The sequence below is a fragment of the Pinisolibacter sp. DMC100 genome (assembly GCF_056313705.1).
In genome coordinates, this window is record NZ_JBQUZT010000001.1 from 1812439 (window position 1) to 1834699 (window position 22261).

The 22261-nt window shown below is 69.3% G+C and carries 19 protein-coding genes; 15 read left to right on the forward strand and 4 right to left on the reverse strand.

What is annotated here, in order from left to right:
* Positions 1-143 precede the first annotated feature (143 nt).
* The 10 genes from guaB (at position 144) to ACT541_RS08430 (ending at position 13499) form a co-directional block, all read left to right on the forward strand.
* The gene (gene guaB, locus ACT541_RS08385; RefSeq protein WP_476135821.1) at positions 144-1646 is read left to right on the forward strand and encodes an IMP dehydrogenase; all 1503 of its coding nucleotides are present in this window, start codon (positions 144-146) and stop codon (positions 1644-1646) included.
* Positions 1646-2068 (forward strand): MAPEG family protein, encoded by a 423-nt coding sequence (locus ACT541_RS08390; protein ID WP_476135823.1) that lies wholly within the window; start codon positions 1646-1648, stop codon positions 2066-2068. The genes guaB and ACT541_RS08390 overlap by 1 nt, the downstream gene beginning before the upstream one ends.
* A gap of 37 nt (positions 2069-2105) precedes the next feature.
* Entirely contained in the window at positions 2106-2681 is a 576-nt protein-coding gene (locus tag ACT541_RS08395) for a hypothetical protein (protein ID WP_476135825.1), read from the forward strand.
* Positions 2678-3997 carry an RsmB/NOP family class I SAM-dependent RNA methyltransferase gene (locus tag ACT541_RS08400; RefSeq protein ID WP_476135827.1) on the forward strand — a complete coding sequence of 440 codons (1320 nt, stop codon included), beginning with the start codon at positions 2678-2680 and terminating at the stop codon, positions 3995-3997. Before ACT541_RS08395 ends, ACT541_RS08400 begins: the two co-directional genes overlap by 4 nt.
* Complete coding sequence (locus ACT541_RS08405) at positions 3994-5577, forward strand: glycosyltransferase family 39 protein (RefSeq protein ID WP_476135829.1); 1584 nt, start codon at positions 3994-3996, stop codon at positions 5575-5577. The genes ACT541_RS08400 and ACT541_RS08405 overlap by 4 nt, the downstream gene beginning before the upstream one ends.
* Positions 5578-5665: 88 nt before the next feature.
* Positions 5666-7237, forward strand: coding sequence for a glutamine-hydrolyzing GMP synthase (gene guaA / locus ACT541_RS08410; protein WP_476135831.1), 1572 nt, complete (start codon positions 5666-5668; stop codon positions 7235-7237).
* A 577-nt stretch (positions 7238-7814) separates the two neighbouring features.
* Positions 7815-8288 (forward strand): hypothetical protein, encoded by a 474-nt coding sequence (locus ACT541_RS08415; protein WP_476135833.1) that lies wholly within the window; start codon positions 7815-7817, stop codon positions 8286-8288.
* A 264-nt stretch (positions 8289-8552) separates the two neighbouring features.
* Positions 8553-9170 (forward strand): TetR/AcrR family transcriptional regulator, encoded by a 618-nt coding sequence (locus ACT541_RS08420; RefSeq protein ID WP_476135834.1) that lies wholly within the window; start codon positions 8553-8555, stop codon positions 9168-9170.
* A gap of 23 nt (positions 9171-9193) precedes the next feature.
* Positions 9194-10306: an efflux RND transporter periplasmic adaptor subunit gene (locus ACT541_RS08425; RefSeq protein WP_476135836.1), complete on the forward strand. Its 1113-nt coding sequence runs from the start codon at positions 9194-9196 to the stop codon at positions 10304-10306.
* Positions 10307-10331: 25 nt separating this feature from the next.
* Complete coding sequence (locus ACT541_RS08430) at positions 10332-13499, forward strand: efflux RND transporter permease subunit (protein WP_476135838.1); 3168 nt, start codon at positions 10332-10334, stop codon at positions 13497-13499.
* Positions 13500-13503: 4 nt separating this feature from the next.
* Here ACT541_RS08430 and ACT541_RS08435 read toward each other — a convergent pair whose 3' ends face one another.
* Entirely contained in the window at positions 13504-14499 is a 996-nt protein-coding gene (locus tag ACT541_RS08435; protein ID WP_476135840.1) for a LacI family DNA-binding transcriptional regulator, read from the reverse strand.
* Between the two features lie 472 nt (positions 14500-14971).
* Between ACT541_RS08435 and ACT541_RS08440 the strand changes: the two genes are divergently transcribed.
* Positions 14972-16078 (forward strand): Mrp/NBP35 family ATP-binding protein, encoded by a 1107-nt coding sequence (locus ACT541_RS08440; protein WP_476135842.1) that lies wholly within the window; start codon positions 14972-14974, stop codon positions 16076-16078.
* Between the two features lie 3 nt (positions 16079-16081).
* Positions 16082-16912 carry a formate dehydrogenase accessory sulfurtransferase FdhD gene (gene fdhD, locus ACT541_RS08445; RefSeq protein WP_476135844.1) on the forward strand — a complete coding sequence of 277 codons (831 nt, stop codon included), beginning with the start codon at positions 16082-16084 and terminating at the stop codon, positions 16910-16912.
* Positions 16913-16968: 56 nt separating this feature from the next.
* Here the strand turns inward: fdhD and ACT541_RS08450 are convergent, their stop codons facing one another.
* Both ACT541_RS08450 and ACT541_RS08455 read right to left on the reverse strand, forming a co-directional pair.
* Positions 16969-17979: a glutathione S-transferase family protein gene (locus tag ACT541_RS08450; RefSeq protein WP_476135845.1), complete on the reverse strand. Its 1011-nt coding sequence runs from the start codon at positions 17977-17979 to the stop codon at positions 16969-16971.
* Positions 17980-18106: 127 nt separating this feature from the next.
* Positions 18107-18763 carry a lysozyme inhibitor LprI family protein gene (locus ACT541_RS08455; RefSeq protein WP_476135847.1) on the reverse strand — a complete coding sequence of 219 codons (657 nt, stop codon included), beginning with the start codon at positions 18761-18763 and terminating at the stop codon, positions 18107-18109.
* A gap of 137 nt (positions 18764-18900) precedes the next feature.
* Between ACT541_RS08455 and ACT541_RS08460 the strand changes: the two genes are divergently transcribed.
* From ACT541_RS08460 to ACT541_RS08470, 3 genes are read left to right on the forward strand one after another with little or no spacing between them, the layout of a single operon-like run.
* The gene (locus ACT541_RS08460) at positions 18901-19248 is read left to right on the forward strand and encodes an arsenate reductase (RefSeq protein WP_476135849.1); all 348 of its coding nucleotides are present in this window, start codon (positions 18901-18903) and stop codon (positions 19246-19248) included.
* On the forward strand, positions 19245-20765 hold the full coding sequence (locus ACT541_RS08465) for an AMP-binding protein (protein WP_476135851.1): 1521 nt from the start codon (positions 19245-19247) through the stop codon (positions 20763-20765). Before ACT541_RS08460 ends, ACT541_RS08465 begins: the two co-directional genes overlap by 4 nt.
* Complete coding sequence (locus ACT541_RS08470; RefSeq protein ID WP_476135852.1) at positions 20765-21907, forward strand: acetyl-CoA C-acyltransferase; 1143 nt, start codon at positions 20765-20767, stop codon at positions 21905-21907. Before ACT541_RS08465 ends, ACT541_RS08470 begins: the two co-directional genes overlap by 1 nt.
* Here ACT541_RS08470 and ACT541_RS08475 read toward each other — a convergent pair.
* Positions 21899-22240, reverse strand: coding sequence for a Rieske 2Fe-2S domain-containing protein (locus ACT541_RS08475; RefSeq protein WP_476135854.1), 342 nt, complete (start codon positions 22238-22240; stop codon positions 21899-21901). The two genes, ACT541_RS08470 and ACT541_RS08475, sit on opposite strands and share 9 nt — an antisense overlap.
* Positions 22241-22261 lie beyond the last annotated feature (21 nt).

Here is a 22261-nt window from a genome sequence, read left to right on the forward strand (position 1 = left end):
GATTTCGTCGCTCTCTTCCCCTTTCGTCATTTCCGTGTTAACGACCGCCGCCAACTCCGATGAACCACATATCGGAACCGGCTGCGGGTGACCCTGTGATCCGCCGGCCGGCCTTTCCGCATTTCTGATGAGGACGTTGGCCGATGGCGACCTTCTACGAACCCTCCTATTCCGCCGAAGCGCTCACCTTCGACGACGTGCTCCTGCTGCCCGGTCACTCCGAGGTCATGCCGGGCGAGGTCGACGTCCGCTCGCGCGTGACCAAGGAGATCGAGCTCAATCTGCCGATCCTCTCCGCCGCCATGGACACCGTCACCGAGGCGCGTCTCGCCATCGCCATGGCCCAGGCCGGCGGCATCGGCGTCGTCCATCGCAACATGGAGCCCGACGAGCAGGCCGAGCAGGTCCGTCAGGTCAAGAAGTTCGAATCGGGCATGGTCATCAACCCGATCGTCATCGGCCCCGACGCCACGCTCGCCGATGCGCTCGCGCTGATGGCCCGCTACAAGATCTCCGGCATTCCGGTGGTCGAGGACGCCGAACTCGGCGGCTCCCACATCGGCCGCCTGGTCGGCATCCTGACCAACCGCGACGTCCGCTTCGCCTCCAACCCGAACCAGCGCGTCTACGAACTGATGACGCGTGAGAATCTGGTGACGGTGAAGGAAGGCGTGAGCCAGGAGGAGGCCAAGCGCCTGCTCCACTCCCACCGCATCGAGAAGCTGCTGGTGGTCGACGAGCAGTATCGCTGCACCGGTCTCGTCACCGTCAAGGACATCGAGAAGGCGCAGCTGAACCCCAACGCCTCCAAGGACGCCCAGGGCCGCCTCCGCGTCGCCGCCGCCACCACGACGGGCGACAAGGGCTTCGAGCGTGCCGAGCGCCTGATCGACGCCGGCGTCGACCTGCTGGTGGTCGACACCGCCCACGGCCATTCGCAGCACGTGCTGGCGATGGTCGAGCGCGTCAAGAAGCTGTCGAACTCGACCCAGGTCCTCGCCGGCAACATCGCCACCAAGGACGCCGCCAAGGCGCTGATCGACGCCGGCGCCGACGCCGTCAAGGTCGGCATCGGTCCGGGCTCGATCTGCACCACCCGTATCGTCGCCGGTGTCGGCGTGCCGCAGCTCACCGCCATCATGGAGGCCGTCGAGGCCACCCGCGCCGCCGGTGTGCCGGTGGTCGCCGACGGCGGCATCAAGTATTCGGGCGACCTCGCCAAGGCGCTCGCCGCCGGCGCCAACGTCGCCATGATCGGCTCGCTGCTCGCCGGCACCGAGGAGAGCCCCGGCGAGGTCTATCTGCACCAGGGTCGCAGCTACAAGGCCTACCGCGGCATGGGCTCGGTCGGCGCCATGGCGCGCGGCTCGGCCGATCGCTACTTCCAGGCGGAAGTGCGCGACACGCTGAAGCTGGTGCCGGAAGGCATCGAGGGCCAGGTCCCCTACAAGGGTCCGCTCTCCGGCGTGCTGCATCAGCTCGCCGGCGGCCTGCGCGCCGCCATGGGCTATGTCGGCGCCAAGACGCTGCCGGAATTCTCCGAGAAGTCCCGCTTCGTCCGCATCTCGGGCGCCTCCCTGCGCGAGAGCCACGTCCACGACGTGACCATCACCCGCGAGAGCCCGAACTACCCGAGCAACATCTGATGACCGCGCTCGAGCGACTGCTGATCCTCGCCGTCCTCGCCCAGATGGTCCTGACCATTGCGGTCGGCTTCTGGCTGGGCTGGACGCGCAAGGTCGCGGTCGCCGAGAAGAAGGTCGGCCCGGGGGTGATGCTCTCGCCGGAAGGCTGGCCGAAGCAGGCGCGGGCGGCGTCGAACAACTTCTCCAACCAGTTCGAGGTGCCGGTGCTGTTCTATGCGCTGGCCCTCCTCGCGCTGTGGCTGAAGGCGGTCGGCCCGGTCCTCGTCGTGGCGGCGGTGGTCTTCGTGGCGAGCCGCATCGCCCATGCGATCGCCCATTGCGGGCCGAACGACTTGCGCTTCCGCGCGCCGGCCTATTTCGTCGGCGTCGTGGCGGTGATCGTGATGCTGATCGACATGATCGCGACCGTCGTCCGCGCCTGAGGGTGGGCGACGCGCGACCGACCGGGGAGGGGGATCCATGGCCGAAGGCCGCAAACCGCTCGTCGATCTCGCCCGCCTGCGCTTCGGCGCGCTGGTGGCGCTGCTCACCGCGACCGTCGTGATCTTCGCGGTGATGCATTTCGTCGTCGTGCCGCGGCTGACGACGGTCACCGCCGGCCTGCCGATCTTCGACATGCGGGTGCTCGGCTACGATCGGCGCGACGCGGTCGACCTGCTGCGCGCGCTCGGCCCCGAGGGGCGGCTCGACTATCTCCTCGTCCAGCTCCGCCTCGACGACGTCTTCGCGCCGCTCTACGCGGTGTCGCTCAGCCTCTTCCTCGCCGAGATCCTCGTCCACGCCGGCATGGCGCGTCGTCACGCGCTGCTGCTGGCCGTGGCGATCGTCCTGCCCACCGCCGCCTTCGACATCGCCGAGAACGCGGCGATCGCCGAGATGCTGCGCCGCCCGCCGGATGCGATCGCCGATGCGACCGTCTCCGCCGCCTCCTTCCGCACGCAATTGAAGTGGCTCTTCGCCGCGCTCGGCCTCGTGGCCGCCGCGCTCGGCCTCGTCCTCGCCAATCGCCGCATCGACAGGAAATACGAACAATGAAGACCGGCGGCCGTCTCCAGGCGGCGATCGAAGTGCTCGAGGACGTCGAGAAGCGCCGTCGCCCGCTGGCCGACGCGTTGAAGGACTGGGGCCTCTCCCATCGCTTCGCCGGCTCCGGCGACCGCAACGCCATCGGCTCGCTCGCCTTCGATGCGCTGCGCCGCAAGGCCTCGCTCGCCCATCTCATGGGCGATGCGGCCCCGCGCGCCGCGGTGCTGGCGACCTATGCGATCCTCTGGGGCGAAGGCGTCGCCGGCCTCGAGGCGGCGCTCGCCGATCCGCATGCGCCGAAGCCGCTCGCCGCCGCCGAGCGCGAGCGCCTCGCCGCCGATCCCGCCGCAGCGCTCGCCGACGCCCCCGATCACGTCCGCGCCGACCTGCCGGAATGGCTGGTCTCCTCGCTCGCCTCGGTCTGGGGCGAACGGCTGGTCGACGAGGGCAGGGCGCTCGCCGAGCGCGCCCCGGTCGATCTCCGCGTCAACACGCTGAAGGCGACCCGCGCCGACGCTCTCGTCGCGCTGGCGGGCCTCGCCGTGACCGCGACCCCGCTCGCCCCGCACGGTCTGCGCCTGCCCGAGGGCGGGCCGACGGCCAAGCCCGTGCATGTCCCCTCCGAGGCCGCCTATCAGGACGGTGTCGTCGAGATCCAGGACGAGGGCTCGCAGCTCGCCGCCCTCGTCGCCGGTGCCGAGGCCGGCGAACGCGTGCTCGATCTCTGCGCCGGCGGTGGCGGCAAGTCGCTGGCGCTCGCCGCCGAGATGGCGAACGAGGGCGCGATCTTCGCCTACGAGGTCGACAAGCGCCGCTTCGGCGACTTCCGCGACCGTGCCGCCCGCGCCGGCGCCTCGATCGTCACCCTGCGCCCGCCGGAGCGCGACGCCGACGTGCTCGCCGATCTCGAGGGTTCGATCGACTGCGTCTTCGTCGACGCCCCCTGCACCGGCACCGGCACCTGGCGCCGCCGGCCCGACGCCAAGTGGCGCCTGCGCCCCAACGCGCTCGACGAGCGCATGAAGGATCAGGATGCCGTGCTCGACGAGGCCGCCCGATTCGTGGCGCCCGGCGGCCGCATCGTCTACGTCACCTGCTCGGTGCTGCCGGAGGAGAACGAGGACCGCGTCGCCGCCTTCCTCGGCCGTCACGACGGCTTCCGCCTCGCCGATCCGCTCGCCCGCCTCGCCGGCGAATCGCGTGCGAAGCTCGCGCCCTTCGTCGCCCCGCGCGCCGGGCTCGGCGATTGCCTGCGGCTCACGCCCGCCACTTCCGGCACCGACGGCTTCTTCGCCGCCGTGCTGACGCGGAGCAGGAACGGATGAGGCTGCGTGAGAGGCTCCAGGACGCGACCGATCGGGTGATGGCGCTCGCCGACGCCTTCGACGCGCTCGCCGCCCGCCGCTTCGGCTTCGCCGAGCGCGACGACCGCGCCTGGCTGCTCGTGCTGTTGCTCCTCGCCGGCCACGTCGTCGTCTGGACGCTCGTCCCGCTGCTGTCGCAGAACAACCTCGCCGACAGTGTCGACATGGTCGAGAACTGGACCTGGGGCCGCGAGTGGCAGCTCGGCTACTGGAAGCATCCGCCCTTCTTCGCCTGGGTGACGGGGGCGTGGTTCGCGCTCCTGCCGCGCGCCGACTGGGCCTATTACCTGCTCTCCGCCGTCAACGCCGCGGTCGGCCTCGCCGGCACCTGGGCGCTCACCGGCGTCGTCGACACCTCCGCCCGCCGCCGCCTGCTGGCGATCGCCGGCCTCGCGCTGACGCCGATCTGGGGCTTCCTCGCGGTCAAGTTCAACGCCAACGCCGTGCTGCTCGCCGTCTGGCCCTGGGCGACCTGGGCCTTCCTCAGGGCGATGCGCGCGCCGACGGCGGTCAACGGCGCCGTTCTCGGGCTGCTGCTCGCCGTGGCGATGCTGTCGAAATACGTCTCGGTGGTGCTGATCCTCGGCATGATCGTCACCGTCCTGCTCGATCCGCGCCGCCGGGCGATCCTCGCCTCGCCGGCGATGATCGCCGCCGCGGTGGTCGGCCTTCTCGCGCTGGCGCCGCATCTCTGGTGGATGGTCGCGACCGAGTTCCGCACGCTCGCCTATGCCGAGAAGCAGCAGGCGGCCTCCACCGCCCAGTTCGTCAACTATCTGGTGCGGCTGCCCTTCTCAATGGTGCTCTTCCTCGCGCCGATGATCGCCGCCGTGCTCGTCGCCCTGCCGCGGTCCGACTGGCGCGGGCTCCGCGCCGTCTTCTCCTGGCGGCGCTCGGACGAAGGCCGCCGCGCCGTGCTCGGCGTCGGCCTCTTCTCCTTCGTCGCCATGGCGGCGCTGGGCACCTGGAAATGGGTGAAGCTCTCCTCGCAATGGGGCTTCCCGCTGATGTTCCCCTGGGGCTGGCTCACCACCTCGACCCCCGGCCTCGACGATCGCCGCTTCCGGCTCGATCGCGTCGCCCTCCTCGTCGGTCTCGTCTGGAGCGCACTGATCGCCGCGGCGCCGGTGATCGATGTCGTGACGACGCTCCATGGTTCGAAGGTCGCCGTCGAGCCGCGCGCCGAGCTCGGCCGCGAGGTCTCCCGGATCTGGCGCGAGGCCGCCGGCACGCCGCTCGCCTTCGTCGCCGGCACCTTCGATCTCGCCTCCAACGTCTCGTTCTATGCGCCCGAGGGCCCGTCGATGCTGATCGAGTTCGATCGGCTGAAATCGCCCTGGGCGACGGCGGAACGCACCCGCCGCGACGGCATCGCCGTCGTCTGCGCGCATGACGACGACGCCTGCGCCCTTTCCGCCCGCACCATGCTCGAGGCCGACCCGACGCCGCGCGAGGTGACCGTCGCCAAGCACTGGTTCGGCATCGCCCTGAAACCGCTCACCGTCCGGCTCTTCCTGCGCTTGCCCGAGAGGCCGGCTTGATCTAGAGCCATCCGCAACGTTCCCGGTGGACCCCACGGCCCGCCGATCCACAGCCATTTCCGGCGCCCGGCGCCCGCGACCCCGAGGGATGACCATGACCCACGATTCGATCCTCATCATCGACTTCGGTTCGCAGGTGACCCAGCTGATCGCCCGCCGCGTCCGCGAGACCGGCGTCTACTGCGAGATCCACCCGTTCCAGTCGGCCGACGCGGCCTTCGCCAAGCTGAACCCCAAGGGCGTCATCTTCTCCGGCGGCCCGGCCTCGGTGACCGACGAGGGCTCCCCCCGCGCGCCGAAGGCGGTGTTCGAGGCCGGCGTGCCGATCCTCGCGATCTGCTATGGCCAGCAGACGCTCTGCACCGATCTCGGCGGCAAGGTCGAGGGCGGGCATGCCGCCGAATTCGGCCGCGCCGACGTCGAGATCCTGAAGGCGAGCCCGCTCTTCGAAGGCTTCTGGGAGAAGGGCAGCCGCTATCCGGTGTGGATGAGCCACGGCGACCGCGTCACCGTGCTTCCCGAAGGCTTCGAAGTGGTCGGCACCTCGGAGAACGCGCCCTTCGCCATCGCCGTCGACGAGAAGCGCCGCTACTACACCACGATGTTCCACCCCGAGGTGGTCCACACCCCCGACGGCGGCAAGCTGCTGGCGAACTTCGTGCACGAGATCGTCGGGCTGAAGTCCGACTGGTCGATGTCGGCCTATCGCGCCGAGATGATCGCCAAGATCCGCGCCCAGGTGGGCAAGGAACGCGTCATCTGCGGCCTCTCCGGCGGCGTCGACTCGTCGGTCGCGGCCGTCCTCATCCACGAGGCGATCGGCGATCAGCTGACCTGCATCTACGTCGACCACGGCCTGATGCGGATGGGCGAGAGCGAGCAGGTCGTCGGCATGTTCCGCGACCACTACAACATCCCGCTGGTCCACGTGGACGCCTCGGAAGTGTTCCTGGGTGAACTCGAGGGCGTCGTCGATCCCGAAACCAAGCGCAAGATCATCGGCCGTCTCTTCATCGAGACCTTCGAGGCCGAGGCCAAGAAGATCGAGGCCGACGGCAAGGGCCGCCCGACCTTCCTCGCCCAGGGCACGCTCTACCCGGACGTGATCGAGAGCGTCTCCTTCTCCGGCGGCCCGTCGGTGACGATCAAGAGCCACCACAACGTCGGCGGCCTGCCCGAGCGCATGAACATGAAGCTCGTCGAGCCGCTGCGCGAGCTCTTCAAGGACGAGGTCCGCGCCCTCGGCCGCGAGCTCGGCCTTCCCGACAGCTTCATCGGCCGCCACCCGTTCCCCGGCCCCGGCCTCGCCATCCGCTGCCCGGGCGGCATCACCCGCGAGAAGCTGGAGATCCTGCGCAAGGCCGACGCGATCTACCTCGACGAGATCCGCAAGGCGGGCCTCTACGACGTGATCTGGCAGGCCTTCGCGGTGCTGCTGCCGGTGCAGACGGTCGGCGTGATGGGCGACTACCGGACGTATGACTATGTGCTCGCGCTGCGCGCCGTGACCTCGGTCGACGGCATGACGGCCGACTTCTACCCCTACGACATGGCCTTCCTCGGCCGCACCGCGACCCGCATCATCAACGAGGTGAGGGGCGTCAACCGGGTGGTCTACGACGTGACGTCGAAGCCGCCGGGCACGATCGAGTGGGAATGAGCCACCGGTCGCCGCGAAGCGGCGAGCCGTCGATCCAGTGAATCGACGGCCGGTGGCGAACGCCCCGAGCCATGCGAGGGGCAGAGAGTGGTCGCGGATCGTCGTGAGACGATCCGGTTTCCGTTGTCGTCTCCGGCGAGTCTAACTCGTTTTGGAAATGGTTGCTGGGGCCGGCGTCTTGCGCCTTCCCGGCGATAGATCCAATGGCTCGTCGGCGTGCAGCAACTGATCCTCGCCGTTCGATTCTAGTCCGTGCCGGTGGGGCACCCTCCTGGGCTTGGAAGGACGAAAAGGCACGATCGGGTTCCGCTCAGCCTGCCGGATTCGGCACGGTGCGTCCAACGGCATGCGACCCAAAGCCGAAGTTCCGTTGTTGTCCCAAGCCGAAAAACAAAGTATTTACCTCTGATTGAATTCATTTGTTCGCGCTGAAGAGGTGAGGCTCTGTCCAGGATATTCCGGATGACACCGTTGCCTACTCCCCTAGACGTAGGTTTCATATTATTGCGATTTCGGTCAATTCAGTGTGAAGTTTCACCTGAGGTGTATATGTAATTTTTAGCCAAAGGATTTAGTAATGGATTACGATGAAGCGAGGCGCATAGTTCGCGATAATTCAAATATTGTAGAAGAAAAAAATCTCATCTCGCCGCGATGGGATATTAGCCAGGAGCGTATGTTTGTTGAAATGCTGGTCGGTCAGCGGCTAAATTTTATGTTGGTTTTCTTCGGATTAGTGATAGCTGGGGCAATAAATGGAAGAAATTCACCATACTTGGTGTCTATAATTTTGTCATTTGGTACTATTATTGTATTTTTGTTATCATCTGCTCTGATGAGGTCAAGTGAGAAGCTGGATATTATATTGGAAATATTGAAGAGAGATCCCCGCCATCCGGTCTCTGTTGTTGATGCTCTTTCTCGGCCGAGGGGGAGTCGACGTAAGTTGGTCGGAAGAATCGTGCCAGAAATTTGTCGTTGGTCACTTTTGTTGGCGACGTTCATCGCATGGTTTCTGGCGGTGTCCGGAGGAGGCCATCGTTGGAGCTAACTCACAACCCGGCAGCAACTCCCCAATGGGTGATTGGCGGTAGACCAAACGGCTAGTGGGGCCAATTAATCTCGTTACTGAATTCGTTATCATTGACCCTCATTGGTAGGATTTCGATCTGCTATTATTTCTGTGAGTGAAGTCTTGCAACGCCCCCTCTTCCAACAACTTCCCCCCCCCCGTTGACACCCGTTCACCCTTTCCTTACGACTGACGAATTATGAAATTCGTCAGTGCACAGAATTCAGGGTTCCGGAGACGGGCATGACGGCTCAGAACGCTCCCGAGGTGGTGGACACGGCGACGCGCGTGCTCGACGTCGCCGATCGGCTGTTCCGCCACTACGGCTGGGAAAAGACCACCGTCGCCGACATCGCCCGCGAGCTCGGCATGTCGCCGGCCAACGTCTATCGCTTCTTCGCCTCCAAGATCGCCATCGTCGAGGGCATCGCCGAACGCCTGTTCGCCGAGCGGCGGCGGATGTATCGCGCCATCGCCGACGGGCCGGGTAGCCCGTCCGAACGGCTGCGCCGTCTGCTGATCGACGATCACGCCCACACCGTCGCCACGCTGGTGCACGATCGCAAGGTCCACGAGATCGCCGAGGTGGCGATCCGTCAGGAATGGCCGTCGATCAACCGGCATCTCGCCAACTTCTGCGACGTCATCGAAGAGATGATCCGCGCCGGCATCGAGACGGGCGAGTTCGCCCCCGTCGCCGACACCCGCCGCACCGCCGTCTGCCTGCGCCAGGCCTTCGCCTCGCACATCCACCCGATCCTGATCGTCCATTGCGGCAACGACCCCGAACGGGCCGGTGCCGAGGAACTGGCCGATTTCCTGATCGCCGCCCTGCGCGGCCCCGCTGGTCGTCCGGCCTGACCGGAACCGAGGAGACCCACTGCATGTTCGCCTCGTCCAGAGCCGCGCGCCTCGCGCTCGCCGCCCTCGTCCTCGCTCTGCCGCTCGCGGCCTGCAAGGAAGAGAAGAAGGCGGAGAGCGGCGAACCGATCCGCCCCGTCCGCGTCATGACCGTCTCGGCCGGATCCGAGACGCGCACGCTGATCTATTCGGGATCGGTCCGCGCCCGCGTCGAGACCGCCCTCGGCTTCCGCGTCCCCGGCAAGATGGTCGAGCGCCTCGCCAACGTCGGCGACAAGGTCACCGTCGGCGCCGTGCTCGCCCGTCTCGACCGCACCGACCTCGAGCTGCAGCTGCGCACCGCGGACGCCAACGTCGCCGCCGCCCGTGCCCGGGTGAAGGTCGCCGACGACGGTCGCGCCCGTGCCCAGGCGCTCAACAAGAAGGGCTTCCTCGCCGACAGCGGCCTCGACCGCGCCGATCTCGAGGCCGATCAGGCCCGCGCCGCGCTGGAAGCCGCCGTCTATGCCCGCGATCAGGCCGTCAACCAGATCGGTTATGCCGCCCTCGAGGCCGACGGCGACGGCATCGTCACCGACATCCGCGCCGACGTCGGCCAGGTGGTCGCCGCCGGTACGCCCGTCGTGACGCTCGCCCGCGACGGCGAGAAGGAAGTGGCGATCGCCGTGCCCGAGCAGGACGTGACCCGCTTTGCCCGCGATCAGGTCGTCGCCCTGCGCTTCTTCGCCGATCGCGATCTGGCGCTGTCGGGCCGCATCCGCGAGATCGCCGGCTCGGCCGATCCCGCCTCGCGCACCTACGCCATCCGCGTCGCCCTCGACGACGACGCCCGCGTCCGCCTCGGCATGACCGCCACGGTCGAGGCGACGGTGCCGGTCGCCGAGGGCACGATCGTCGTGCCGGTCGCGGCGCTGTCCGGTGCGCCGGATCACCCCCGCGTCTGGGTGGTCGATCCCGCCACCGCCACCGTCCAGCCGCGCGAGGTCGAACTCGGCGCCGTGGCGCCCGAGGGCGTGCGGATCCGTTCGGGGCTCGCGGCGGGCGAGGTGATCGTCACCGCCGGAACCCAGTTCCTGGTGCCGGGCCGCAAGGTCCACCTGCCGGATGCCGCCGCCCAGGCGGCGGCGACCCGTTGAGCCCTCGAACCGGCGAGTGACACCGATGCTGCGCAGTTCCGTTCCCGGTCAGGGCTTCAATCTGTCACGTTGGGCGATCCGTCATGCCCATCTGACGCGCTTCTTCTTCGTGCTGGTGGTGGTCGCCGGCATCACGTCCGTCCTGTCGCTGGGACAGAAGGAAGATCCCGACTTCACCTTCCGCGTCATGGTCGTCCAGGCCGCGTGGCCGGGCTCCAGCCTCGAGGAGATGCAGGATCAGGTCGTCGACAAGATCGAGCGCAAGCTGCAGGAGACGCCCGGCCTCGAGAACGTCAAGTCCTACACCCGCGCCGGCTCGGCGGTGGTGATGGTGTCGATCCGCGGCGACGTCTTCGGCCGCGACGTGACCGACGCCTTCTATCAGGTGCGCAAGAAGATCTCGGACATTTCGTCGAGCTTCCCCTCGGGCGTGATGGGCCCCTACTTCAACGACGAGTTCGGCGACACCTACATCGGCCTGTGGGCCTTCACCGGCGACGGCTTCTCCTATCCCGAGCTCAAGACCTTCGCCAAGCGCGCCCGCGACGCCGCGCTGCGCATCCCCGGCATCGAGAAGGCGCAGATCCTCGGCGACCAGGACGAGAAGATCTACATCGACGTCTCCTCCCGCACGCTCGCCGCCCGCGGCATCGGCGTCGAGGCGATCGCCGACGCGCTCGCCCGCCAGAACTCGCAGGTGCCCGCCGGCCGCGTCGAGACCGGCGAACGCTCGGTGCGCATCGCCGTCGACGGCAATCTGAAGACCCTCGACGACCTCAAGGAACTGCGCATCCGCGCAGGCAGCGAGGTCATCCGTCTCGGCGACATCGCCTCGATCTCGTCGGGCCTGATCGATCCGCCCGATCGCCGCTTCCGCTTCCAGGGCCGCGACGCCGTGGTGCTCGGCCTCGTCATGAACAAGGGCGGCAACGTCACCAAGATCGGCCGTTCGGTCGCCGAGACGATGGACCGCGTCCGCGCCGCCCTGCCGCTCGGCGCCGAGATCGGCAAGATCTCCGACCAGCACGAGATCGTCGCCCATTCGATCGACGAGTTCTTCGAGGCGCTGCTCGAGGCTCTGGCGATCGTGCTGGCGGTGTCCTTCCTGTCGATCGGCCTGCGTGCCGGTCTGGTCGTCGCCATCACCATCCCGACGGTGCTCTGCGCCACCTTCTCGGTGATGGAGGTGATGGGCATCGACCTGCAGCGCATCTCGCTCGGCGCGCTGATCATCGCCCTCGGTCTGCTGGTCGACGACGCCATGATCGCGGTCGAGATGATGGAGCGCAAACTCGACGAGGGCCTCGACAAGATCTCCGCGGCGAGCTTCGCCTATACCTCGACCGCCTTCCCGATGCTGACCGGCACGCTGGTGACGACCGCCGGCTTCATCCCTGTCGGCTTCGCCAAGTCGACGGCGGGCGAGTACGTCAACTCGCTGTTCTGGGTGGTCGGCATCGCGCTGGTCACGTCGTGGATCGCGGCGGTCTATTTCACGCCGTGGATCGGCAACATGGTGCTGAAGTCGCGCCCCCACGCCGGCGAGCATCACGACGCCTTCGACACGGCCTTCTATCGCGCCCTCAGGGCGACGATCGCCTGGGGCGTGCGGCGTCGCATCCTGGTGCTGGCGTTGACGCTGGTCGCCTTCTTCGTCGGTATCGCCGGCTTCAAGTTCATCCCGAAGAGCTTCTTCCCGGAATCGACCCGGCTCGAGCTTCTCGTCGACCTGTGGTTCCCGGAAGGCACCGGCATCGCCGAGACCGACGCCAAGGCGCGCGAGCTCGAGAAGCGCATCATGCAGGACCCCGATCAGGCGATGGTCACCACCTTCGTCGGCGAGGGCGCGCCGCGCTTCTACCTGCCGCTCGACCAGCAGCTGCGCAACCCGAACTACGCCCAGTTCGTCATCGTCTCCAAGGACCTCAAGGCCCGCGACCGGTTGGTGACGTCGCTGCGCACTCTGATCGCCCGCGACTACCCGACGATCCGCTTCAAGGTCGATCGCCTCTACAACGGCCCGCCGGTCGGCTGGGCGGTGCAGATGCGGGTGACCGGCCCGGAACGCGCAGAGGTCCGCCGCATCGCCGACGAGGTGAAGCTCGCCTTCCGCGCCGACCCGCTGCTCTCGACCATCCACGACGACTGGCTGGAGCCGGTCCCGGCGCTGCGTCTCGTCGTCGACCAGGACCGCGCCCGCGCCCTCGGCGTGACCTCGCAGGCGATCCGCCAGACCCTCCAGGTGGCGCTCTCCGGCGCCTCGATCGGTGAGTTCCGCAACGGCGACGAGACCATCGCCATCGTCGCTCGCGGCGGCGGCGAACGGCGCGACCTGCTGACCGCGGTCGAGGAGACCTATGTCCAGACCGCCGCCGGTCGCTCGGTGCCGATGACCCAGGTCGCCCGCGTCGTGCCGGTGATGGAGCCGGGCGTCGAATGGCGGCGCGACAGGCTGCCCTCGATCACCGTGCGCGGCATCATCCCCGACGGCGTGCCCTCCAACGACGTGACGCAGCGCATCTACGACGGACTGAAGCCGCTGCGCCAGAGCCTGGCGCCCGGCTACACCATCGAGATGCAGGGCGCGGTGGAGGAATCGGCCAAGAGCCAGGCCTCGATCAACGCCAAGGCGCCGATCATGATCCTCGTCATGATGGTGCTGCTGATGCTGCAGCTGCAGCACTTCGGCAAGACCATGCTGGTCTTCATGACGGCGCCGCTCGGCCTGATCGGCGCGGCGGCGGCGCTCCTCGTCACCCAGTCGGCCTTCGGCTTCGTGGCGATCCTCGGCGTCATCGCGCTCGCCGGCATCATCATGCGCAACTCGGTGATCCTGATCGACCAGATCGACCAGGACATGGCCGCCGGCCACCATCCCTGGCACGCGACGATCGAAGCGGCGGTCCGCCGTTTCCGTCCGATCATGCTGACCGCGGCGGCGGCGGTGCTGGCGCTCCTGCCGATCGCCCAGTCGGCCTTCTGGGGGCCGATGGCCTACGCCATGATGGGCGGCATCCTCGCGGCGACGGTCCTGACCATCGTCGTCCTGCCGGCCGCCTATGCGCTGTTCTTCCGGGTGCACGAGCCGGCGCCGGATCTGCCCGACCAGGCCCTCGACGACGCCGGATCCTTCGAGGTCGGCATCGACGAGCTCGACATCCACCGCGCCGAGCACGGCGGCCACGGGGCGTGAGGCCTCACGCCTCCCGCCGCATCCGTCGGTCGGACTGGCGCAGATCGAGCGTCGGCACCCAGTGGCGGATGAGATCGAAGGGACGCCGGTCGCGCATCGCCAGAAGCGCGTCGACCGCGTGACGCGCCATGTCGTGCGTCTGCGGCCGCACGACCGTGACCTCCGGCACCGCGTGGTGCAGCGCGTGGCTGTCGCCGAAGGTGATCGTCGAGACGTCGCGTCCGATCTCGTGTCGGCTCCGCGTCAGGGCCGCCATGCCGCCGATCGCCATGCGGTTGGTGAGGAAGACGAGGGCGGTCGGGACCGGGCCGGGCCCGGCGACGAGGCGTTCGGTCGCCTCGCGTCCCCCGGCGGCCGAGAGTGGCGCCGTCGCCTTGTCGAAGCGCAGCCCCAGTTCGGCGGCGGCCGTCTCGAACTGCTCGAAACGGGCGAGGGCGAAGTCGAAGTCCTCGATCGGACCGACACAGGTCAGGCCGGTGTGGCCGAGCGCTGCCAACCGCTCGCATACCATCCGCGCGGCGCGCGCCTCGTCGGAGCCGATCGCCGCGACGTCGTCGTGCCCGCAAGCGGAACCGTCCAGCAGCACGAAGGGCATGCCCGCCGCCCGCAGGGTGGCGATGCGCGGATCGTCGCGCCGCGGTCGCACGATGATCATGCCGTCGATCCGTCGCTCCGCCACCGCGCGCCGGAAGGCGAGGCTGTCGCGATCGTCGCCGCAGGAGGCGCCGTCCGCCGACGGCAACAACATCAGATCCTGCTCGAACTCGGCCAGCCGTGACCAGGTGCCGACCAGTGCCGTCGACAGGAACGTGTCCTCGAGCGTACCCGCCCCGCAGGGAACCGCCACACCGATCGCGTCGGTGCGCCCCTTGCGCAGCCGACGGGCCATGGCGTTGGGAACGTAGCCGATCCGCTCGGCTTCGGCGCGGACGCGGCGGCGAGTCTCGGCCGCGACGTCCGAATAGTCGGCGAGCGCGCGCGACACCGTCGTAACGCTCAAGCCGAGTTTCAGTGCAATGTCGCGCAGGGCCATGAAACGTCCCGGGTAAGCTCGTGCGATCGGCGAATTTTATGTAATTTTCTTGTCTATTGACGCGTTGAAGCGAGGTCAATCAAAATAGCGCCTTGGAATCCCAGGTATGAGCCCAATGCATTCTTGTGAAATTTCTCAAAATGACGACAAACATGATCTCATCTGGCTGAATATTGACTCGAGGTCGGGCCAAATGCAAAAGGATTAGCTGCACTGCGTCGAAATGGCCGGTCTGGTCGGCAGCTTGCCGTACATGCCCCTGCGTCATGTGACTTCGCTGACCTTCGATCTTTTACCCTTGGTAGAACTTCGCAGGACGCACCTCGACGTAACCGTCACTTGAACGCACCGCGCTGCATCGACCGTTGACGCCCGCGCCGGGGGAGTGTCTATCGGAGGCGAGAGCGCCCGATGCGCATCCGATGTCCGGAGATCCTCCATGCCCATTACCCGCGAAGCCGTCCTGCAAGCATTGGCCACCGTTGCCGGGCCCGACGGCAGCCACTCGCTCTCCGCCTCCGGTGCCCTGTCGGAGATCCTGGTGGAGGGCGGCCGCGTCTGCTTCTCGATCGCCGTCGATCCGGCCCGCGCCGCGGCGATGGAGCCGATGCGCAAGGCGGCCGAGGCGGCCGTCGCCGCGCTGCCCGGCGTCGAGTCGACGCTGGTCTCGCTGACCGCCGAGCGTGCCGCCTCGCAGGCGCCCGCGCCCCAGGCCGCCGCCCGTCCCGCAGCCGCCGACAAGCCGAGCCTCGTGCCCGACGTCCGTCACGTCGTCGCCGTCGCCTCCGGCAAGGGCGGCGTCGGCAAGTCGACCACCTCGGCGAACTTCGCGCTGGCGCTGTCGCGCCTCGGCCTGAAGGTGGGCCTGCTCGACGCCGACGTCTACGGCCCCTCGGTGCCGAAGATCTTCGGCCTGACCGGCCGTCAGCCCGAGATGGTGAACGGCAAGATCCTGCCGATCCAGGTCGCCGGCATCTCCGTCATGTCGATCGGCTTCCTGGTCGACGAGGACGCGCCGATGATCTGGCGCGGCCCGATGGTGATGAGCGCCGTCACCCAGCTGCTGCGCGACGTCGCCTGGGGCGCCCTCGACGTGCTCGTCGTCGACATGCCGCCCGGCACCGGCGACACCCAGCTGACGCTCGCCCAGCAGGTGCCGCTCGCCGGCGCCGTGATCGTCTCGACGCCGCAGGACCTCGCGCTGATCGACGCCCGCCGCGGCGTCGCCATGTTCGAGAAGGTCGAGGTGCCGATCCTCGGCGTCGTCGAGAACATGTCCTATTTCGTCTGCCCGAACTGCGGCACCCGCCACGACGTCTTCTCCCACGGCGGCGCCCGGGCGGAAGCGGCGAAGATGGGCGTGCCCTTCCTCGGCGAAGTGCCGCTCGCCATGGCGATCCGCGAGGGCTCCGACGGCGGCCGTCCGATCGTCGTCGAGGATCCGGAAGGCCCGCACGCCAAGGTCTACGGCGCCATCGCCAGTGCCGTGCGGGATCGTCTCTTCGGCACCGCCGGCCGTGTCCGGCCGCGGATCGTGATGGAGTGAGCGATGGACGGCGACGTGCGGCCTTCGAACCCCGCGGTCGTCGCGGCCGGCTCGTCGACGCGCGTCGCCGAACGCCGTGACGGCGACGGCCGCCGCCGCCTCGAGGAGACCGTCGCCGAGGAGGTGCCGATCGCCCTCGTGGTCAATCGCAACGCCTTCGCGGTGATGATGGCCTCGCCCGCCGACCTCGAGGACTTCGCCCGCGGCTTCGCCCTGACCGAGGGCATCGTCGAGGCGATCGACGAGTGCGAGGCGGTCGAGACCGAGAAGGTCACGCGCGGCTGGGAGGTGCGGCTGACCGTGTCGGAGGCCCGCGGCCTGGCGCTGCGCGCCCGCACCCGGGCACTCGCAGGCCGCACCGGCTGCGGCCTCTGCGGCGTCGACACCATCGCCGAGGCGATGCGCCCCGTGTCGCGGCCGACGACGACGGCGCTCTTTTCGGCCGAGGCGATCCATCGCGCCGTCGACGGCTTCGGCGCCGACCTGCCGCTCAACCGCGCCACCGGCGCCACCCATGCCGCCGCCTTCGCCGACGTCGAAGGCCGGATCGTCATGGTGCGCGAGGACGTCGGGCGCCACAACGCCGTCGACAAGCTGGTCGGCGGTCTCGCCACGGTGGGCATCGATGCCGCCACGGGCTTCGTCGTGGTGTCGAGCCGCTGTTCCTACGAGATGGTCCACAAGGTGGCGGCCGCCGGCTGCGGCGCCATCGTCTCGGTCTCGGCGCCGACGGGACTGGCGATCGATCTCGCCGAAAGACTCGGCGTCGGCCTCGCCGCCTTCGCCCGCGATGCCCGTTTCACCGTCTATGCGGCATCCGATCGCTTCGAATGAATTGAATTCAGGTTCATTCATCATTCTTCGTTCGATGAACCGAAATTCGGTTACTTTCACCCGAAGTGCCCGCGTCCGTGCGGCGCGTCGAAGTCGAAGGCCGGGCCCTTGGGCACGATGCCGGTCGGGTTGAGGTGGCGGATCGACCAGTAGCCGCGCTTGATCGCGTCGATCGACACCGTCTCGGCGACGCCCGGCCACTGGTGGAGATCGCGCATGTATCCGGCGAGCGCCGGATATTCGGCGATCCGGCGCAGGTTGCACTTGAAGAGCCCGTGATAGGCGGCATCGAACCGCACCAGCGTCACGAACAGGCGGAAGTCCGCCTCGAGCGGCCGCTCCGCCACCAGGAAGCGGCGGGTCGAAAGATGCGCGTCGAGCGCGTCGAGCGTGGCGAAGACGTCGTCGAACGCGGCCTCGTAGGCGGCCTGCGTCTTGGCGAAGCCGGCGCGGTAGACGCCGTTGTTGAGGCTTCCGTAGATCCGGGCGTTCCAGCCGTCGATCGCCGCGCGATGTTCGACCGGATAGAGATCGACGGGATGTTTCGCGAAGGCGTCGAAGGCGGTGTCGAGCATGCGGACGATGTCGGCGGACTCGTTGTTGACGATCGTGCGTGTCTTCGTGTCCCACAGCACCGGCACCGAGACCTTGCCGGTCAGGGCCGGATCCGCCTTCAGATAGAGCTGCCAGAGGTGGTCGATGCCCTCGACCTCGTCGCGCGAGGTCCCGTCGGCGTCGCGGAAGCTCCAGCCGTTTTCGCCGAGTTCCGGGTTCGCCACCACGACCGAGATCGCGTCCTCGAGCCCTTCGAGCGCCCGCCAGATCAGCGTGCGGCTCGCCCAGGGGCAGATCTTCGCGACATAGAGGCGATAGCGCCCGGCCTCCGCCGGCAGCGTCTCGGGCGAGGTGCCGGCGAGTTCCGGCGTCAGGAGGCTCGGATCGACCGGACCGCCGTCGGCGGTGATCCAGCGGCGGAAGCGGGTCGGCTCGCGGTGGAAGGCTCCGTCGCGCATCTCGGATGCGGCGACCTCGTCCTCGACCCAGCGACCGTTCAGGAGTTGCGGCATGGAAGTGTCCTCGGCAGGCGTTTCTGCCGAGGACGATCGGCGATCACGGCCCACGGCGAAAGCCCGGCGGACGACGACGGATCGTTCGATTTCGGACGACGATCGCGGGTAGGGCACCGCGCGTCGTTCACTCGACGATCGGGAGATAGTCGCCTTCGACCGTGCCGGCATTGCCGCAGAACGGCGCCTGCGGGGTCTCCGACTTCGGCGGCAGCGCCACCACGCGCAGCACGCCGTCGTGCGGCGCGAGCCTGAGGCTCCAGCCCTCGGCGAGGTCGGGATCGAGCTTCACCGACCAGCCGTTCGCCGTCGCCGTGACGCCGCCCTCGATCTCGCAGACCCAGCGCCCGGTCTGCGGCTCGGCGGTCGAGACCGCGGCCTTCGCGGCGGGGCCCTGGCCCGTGACCGTCACCGTGCCGAAGGCGTTGCGCCAGGCGCCGCCGACGCCCGTCCGCGGCCGCGTGTCGATCGTCCGGAGGAAGGCGAGCTGTTCGGCGAGCAGCGGCTGGAGGTCGCCCTTCTGCAGGGCGGCCTGATCGCGGACGTCGAGGAAGATCTTCTGATGGCGCTTCAGGACCTCGCGGCCGACGGCGGTCAGCCCGGCGCGGGCGCGGCCGTAGGCGTCGGCGATCTTGACGTCGAGCGCCGAGAGCGATGCCGAGGCGCAGATCGCCTTCTCCGCCGCCCCGTTCATCGCCGCGCAGTCGAAGGACGGCGGGCCGGCGAGCGCGGCGGCGGGCAGCGCGACCCAAAACGAGAAAGCGACCAGTCCGAACTTCGCCATGATACCCCCCGAGGTCCGACGCCCCGCGACGATTATGGCGTGTGGATCGGCGCGCGGAAGAGGGACGCGCGCATTGGAATCGGATTTCGCCGCGCTATGGTCGGGCCGCAACGGCAACCGCGGCAGGGGCTTCGCGCATGACCATCGAGATCTTCGGCATCAAGGCCTGCGACACCATGAAGAAGGCGCGGACCTTCCTGGAGACGCGCGGCGTGCCCCATGTCTTCCACGACTACAAGCTCGAGGGCGTGACGGCGGAGCGGCTGGCCGGCTGGGCGGCCAAGGTCGGCTGGGAGAAGCTCCTCAACCGTTCCGGCACCACCTTCCGCAAGCTCCCCGACGACGCCCGCGCCGACCTCGACGAGGCGAAGGCGATCGCGCTGATGGTCGCCCAGCCGTCGATGATCAAGCGCCCGGTCGCGACCCGCGGCGACGCGATCCTCGTCGGCTTCCGCCCCGAGGAATGGGAGCGATTCGTCGGATGACGCTCGCGCCTTCGACGACGGACCACCTCGTCGCCCCGCTCGCCGCCCATGCCGCCGCGCGGCCCGACGCGCTCGCGCTCCATCTCGGCGACGACCGCCTGACCTGGGCCACGCTCCATGCCGCCGTCGAGGACCGTGCGCGCGAGATCGCCGCCCTGCCGCCGGGCGGGGTGGCGCTGCGGCTCACGAATTCGGCCGGAATGATCGTGCTGGTGCTCGCCGCGGCGCGCGCTGGGCGCGAGGCGCAGGTGCTCGATCCCGCCTGGCCGGCGGCGACCGCGGCGAGCGTCCTCGCCCGTCTCGCCCCGGCGGTGCTGGTCGGCGAGCACGAAGCGGATCGGACCGGCGGCGGCATCGATCCCGCCCGCGTCCATGTCGTCCCCCCGGGGCTTCCCTTCGCCGACTGGCCGCAACTCGCCCAACCGGTGGCGGGCCCGCTCGCCGCGCCCGATTGGGGATGCGCCTTCTACGTCGGCTTCACCTCCGGCTCGACCGGCATGCCCAAGGGCTACCGCCGTTCGCAGCGCTCGTGGGTCGCCTCCTTCCTGTCGGAGCGGCGGGAATTCGCGATCGGGCCGAGCGACGTCGTCGCCGCGCCCGGTCACTTCACCCATTCGCTCTTCCTCTATGCGGTGCTGTCGGGCCTCCATGCCGGGGCGACCGTCCTCGCCCTGCCGCGCTTCCGCCCCGAGGCGGCGGCACGGCTGGTGCGGGAAGGGGGCGCGACCGTGCTCTGGGGCGTGCCGACCCAGATCGCGTTCGTGATCGAGCGGGCCGAGCGGGCGGGCGAGACCTTCGAGGGCCTCCGCCTCGTCCTCGCCTCGGGGGCCAAATGGCCGGAGCGCGAGACGCCGCGGCTCGCGGCTCGCGCGCCCAACGCCCTCTTCGCCGAGTTCTACGGTGCCTCCGAGCTCTCCTTCGTGGCGCTCGCCCGTCGCGACGAGGACGTGCCGCCGGGTTCGGTCGGCCGGCCCTTCGTCGGCGTCGAGGTGACGATCCGCGACCGGGCGGGACGCCGGCTGCCGCGCGGCCGGCGCGGCCTCGTCCATGTCGTCTCCGACTTCGTCTTCATGGACTACGCCTGCGGCGACGAGGACGGCGAGGCCTGTCTGCGCTTCGGCGACGAGGTCGGGGTCGGCGATGCCGGTTTCCTCGACGCGCGCGGCTTCCTCCACCTCTGCGGCCGGTGGAAGCGGATGATCGTCACCTCGGGCAAGAACGTCTTCCCCGAGGAGGTCGAACGCGTCGCCGATGCCCATCCGAGCGTCGCCGCCAGCGCCGTGCTCGGGCTCACCGACGCCCGCCGCGGCGAACGGCTGGCCGCGGTGGTGGCGCCGGGGGAGGGGGTGCTCGATCGCGCCGATCTCGTCGCCTGGTGTCGGGCGCGGCTGGCGGCTGCCATGGTGCCGACGCGGTGGTATCGTCTCGCTCCCTGGCCGCTGACCGCTTCGGGCAAGACCGACTTCCCGGCGGTCGCCCGTGCCTTCGCCCGCGGCGAGGTCGAGGAGATCGTCTGATGCAGGCTCGCTCCGCCCGACCGTTGATCGTCGCCGCCCGGCGCACCGCCGTCGTCCCGCGCGGCGGCGCCTTCGCCGGGCTGGATCCCCACGCGCTCGCCGCCCCGGCGATCCGCGCCGCCCTCGCCGACGCCGGTCTCGCGCGGGAAGCGGTCGACGAGGTGATCTTCGGCAACGCGCTCGGCGCCGGCGGCAATCCCGCCCGCCTCGCCGCCCTCGCCGCCGGGCTGCCCGAGCACGTCCCGGCCTCGAGCCTCGACACCCAGTGCTGTTCCGGCCTCGATGCCGTGCTCCTCGCCGCCGATCGTGTGGCGGTGGGCGACGCGGATGCGGTGGTCGCCGGCGGCGTCGAGAGCTTCTCCCGCGCGCCGATCCGCATGCGCCGGTCGAAGAGCCGCGACGAGGCGCCGGTCGCCTACGACCGGCCGCCCTTCTCTCCCTTCGCCGACCGCGATCCCGACATGCTCGACGCCGCCGCCGCGCTCGCCGCGGCGCGTCGCATCACCCGCGTGGCGCAGGAGGCCCATGCCGTCGCCTCGCACGCCCAGGCCCGCGCCGCCGGCCCCTCGCCGGCGATCGTCGCGCTGGAAGGGCAGGACCGCGACGCCTTCGTTCGTGCGCTGTCGCCGGCGCTCGCCGCGCGCCTGCCGGTCATCGCCGGCGACGCCGTCCACGGGCCGACCGCCGCGACGACCGCGGTCGAGGCCGATGCCGCCGCCGCCCTCGTCGTCGTCTCGCCCGAGCGAGCGAAGGCGCTCGGCGCGACGAAGGTCCTGCGGCTCCTCGCCTCGGCGCGGCTCGGCGGCGATCCGGCGATGCCGCCGCTGGCGCCGATCGCCGCGGCGCGGCGGGTCATGGAGAAGGCCGGTGTCACGATCGCCGATCTCGCCGCGGTCGAGATCATGGAGGCCTTCGCCGTCCAGGCGATGGTCTTCCTCGAAGACCTCGCCGTTCCGGCCGCCGTCGCCTGCCGTCACGGCGGCATGCTCGCCCGCGGTCATCCGATCGGCGCCTCGGGCGCGGTGATCCTCGCCGACCTCGCCCATCGGCTGGCGCCGGGCGAGACGGCGCTGGTCGCGATCGCCGCGGCCGGCGGGCTCGGCACCGCGGTGCTGGTCGAGGCGGTGACGCTCTCAGACTGAGGCGACCACCTCGCGCTTCTTCTTCTCCGGCACGTCGACGAAGATGCCGCCGTCCTCGATCTTCAGCGGATAGGCGCGGACCGGGTCGCAGCGCTGGCCGGAGACGCAGGCCCCGCTCGTCCCCTCGAAGCGCCAGGCGTGATGCGGGCAGACGATGTTGCGGCCGTCGAAACTCGCTTCGACGAGGCTCGATTCGTTGTGCGGACAGAGCGCCCGATAGGCGCGCGGTTCGCCGCCGGTCGGCCAGACGATCAGCCAGCGCTTGCGCTCGATCGCCACCACCTCCATCGCCCCTTCCGCCAGCGCCGACGCCTCCATCACCCGGTGGAACATCGCTCCCTCCTGTCGCAAGTC

Excerpts from the sequence above, each read along its gene's own strand:
- ACT541_RS08400 (WP_476135827.1), top strand. The coding sequence starts at position 2,678 with ATGAAGACCGGCGGCCGTCTCCAGGCGGCGATCGAAGTGCTCGAGGAC.
- ACT541_RS08430 (WP_476135838.1), top strand. The coding sequence starts at position 10,332 with ATGCTGCGCAGTTCCGTTCCCGGTCAGGGCTTCAATCTGTCACGTTGG.
- ACT541_RS08390 (WP_476135823.1), top strand. The coding sequence starts at position 1,646 with ATGACCGCGCTCGAGCGACTGCTGATCCTCGCCGTCCTCGCCCAGATG.
- ACT541_RS08475 (WP_476135854.1), bottom strand. The coding sequence starts at position 22,240 with ATGTTCCACCGGGTGATGGAGGCGTCGGCGCTGGCGGAAGGGGCGATG.
- ACT541_RS08455 (WP_476135847.1), bottom strand. The coding sequence starts at position 18,763 with ATGGCGAAGTTCGGACTGGTCGCTTTCTCGTTTTGGGTCGCGCTGCCC.
- ACT541_RS08425 (WP_476135836.1), top strand. The coding sequence starts at position 9,194 with ATGTTCGCCTCGTCCAGAGCCGCGCGCCTCGCGCTCGCCGCCCTCGTC.
- ACT541_RS08450 (WP_476135845.1), bottom strand. The coding sequence starts at position 17,979 with ATGCCGCAACTCCTGAACGGTCGCTGGGTCGAGGACGAGGTCGCCGCA.
- ACT541_RS08460 (WP_476135849.1), top strand. The coding sequence starts at position 18,901 with ATGACCATCGAGATCTTCGGCATCAAGGCCTGCGACACCATGAAGAAG.
- ACT541_RS08405 (WP_476135829.1), top strand. The coding sequence starts at position 3,994 with ATGAGGCTGCGTGAGAGGCTCCAGGACGCGACCGATCGGGTGATGGCG.
- ACT541_RS08470 (WP_476135852.1), top strand. The coding sequence starts at position 20,765 with ATGCAGGCTCGCTCCGCCCGACCGTTGATCGTCGCCGCCCGGCGCACC.
- guaA (WP_476135831.1), top strand. The coding sequence starts at position 5,666 with ATGACCATGACCCACGATTCGATCCTCATCATCGACTTCGGTTCGCAG.
- ACT541_RS08440 (WP_476135842.1), top strand. The coding sequence starts at position 14,972 with ATGCCCATTACCCGCGAAGCCGTCCTGCAAGCATTGGCCACCGTTGCC.
- ACT541_RS08415 (WP_476135833.1), top strand. The coding sequence starts at position 7,815 with ATGGATTACGATGAAGCGAGGCGCATAGTTCGCGATAATTCAAATATT.
- fdhD (WP_476135844.1), top strand. The coding sequence starts at position 16,082 with ATGGACGGCGACGTGCGGCCTTCGAACCCCGCGGTCGTCGCGGCCGGC.
- ACT541_RS08420 (WP_476135834.1), top strand. The coding sequence starts at position 8,553 with ATGACGGCTCAGAACGCTCCCGAGGTGGTGGACACGGCGACGCGCGTG.
- guaB (WP_476135821.1), top strand. The coding sequence starts at position 144 with ATGGCGACCTTCTACGAACCCTCCTATTCCGCCGAAGCGCTCACCTTC.
- ACT541_RS08465 (WP_476135851.1), top strand. The coding sequence starts at position 19,245 with ATGACGCTCGCGCCTTCGACGACGGACCACCTCGTCGCCCCGCTCGCC.
- ACT541_RS08395 (WP_476135825.1), top strand. The coding sequence starts at position 2,106 with ATGGCCGAAGGCCGCAAACCGCTCGTCGATCTCGCCCGCCTGCGCTTC.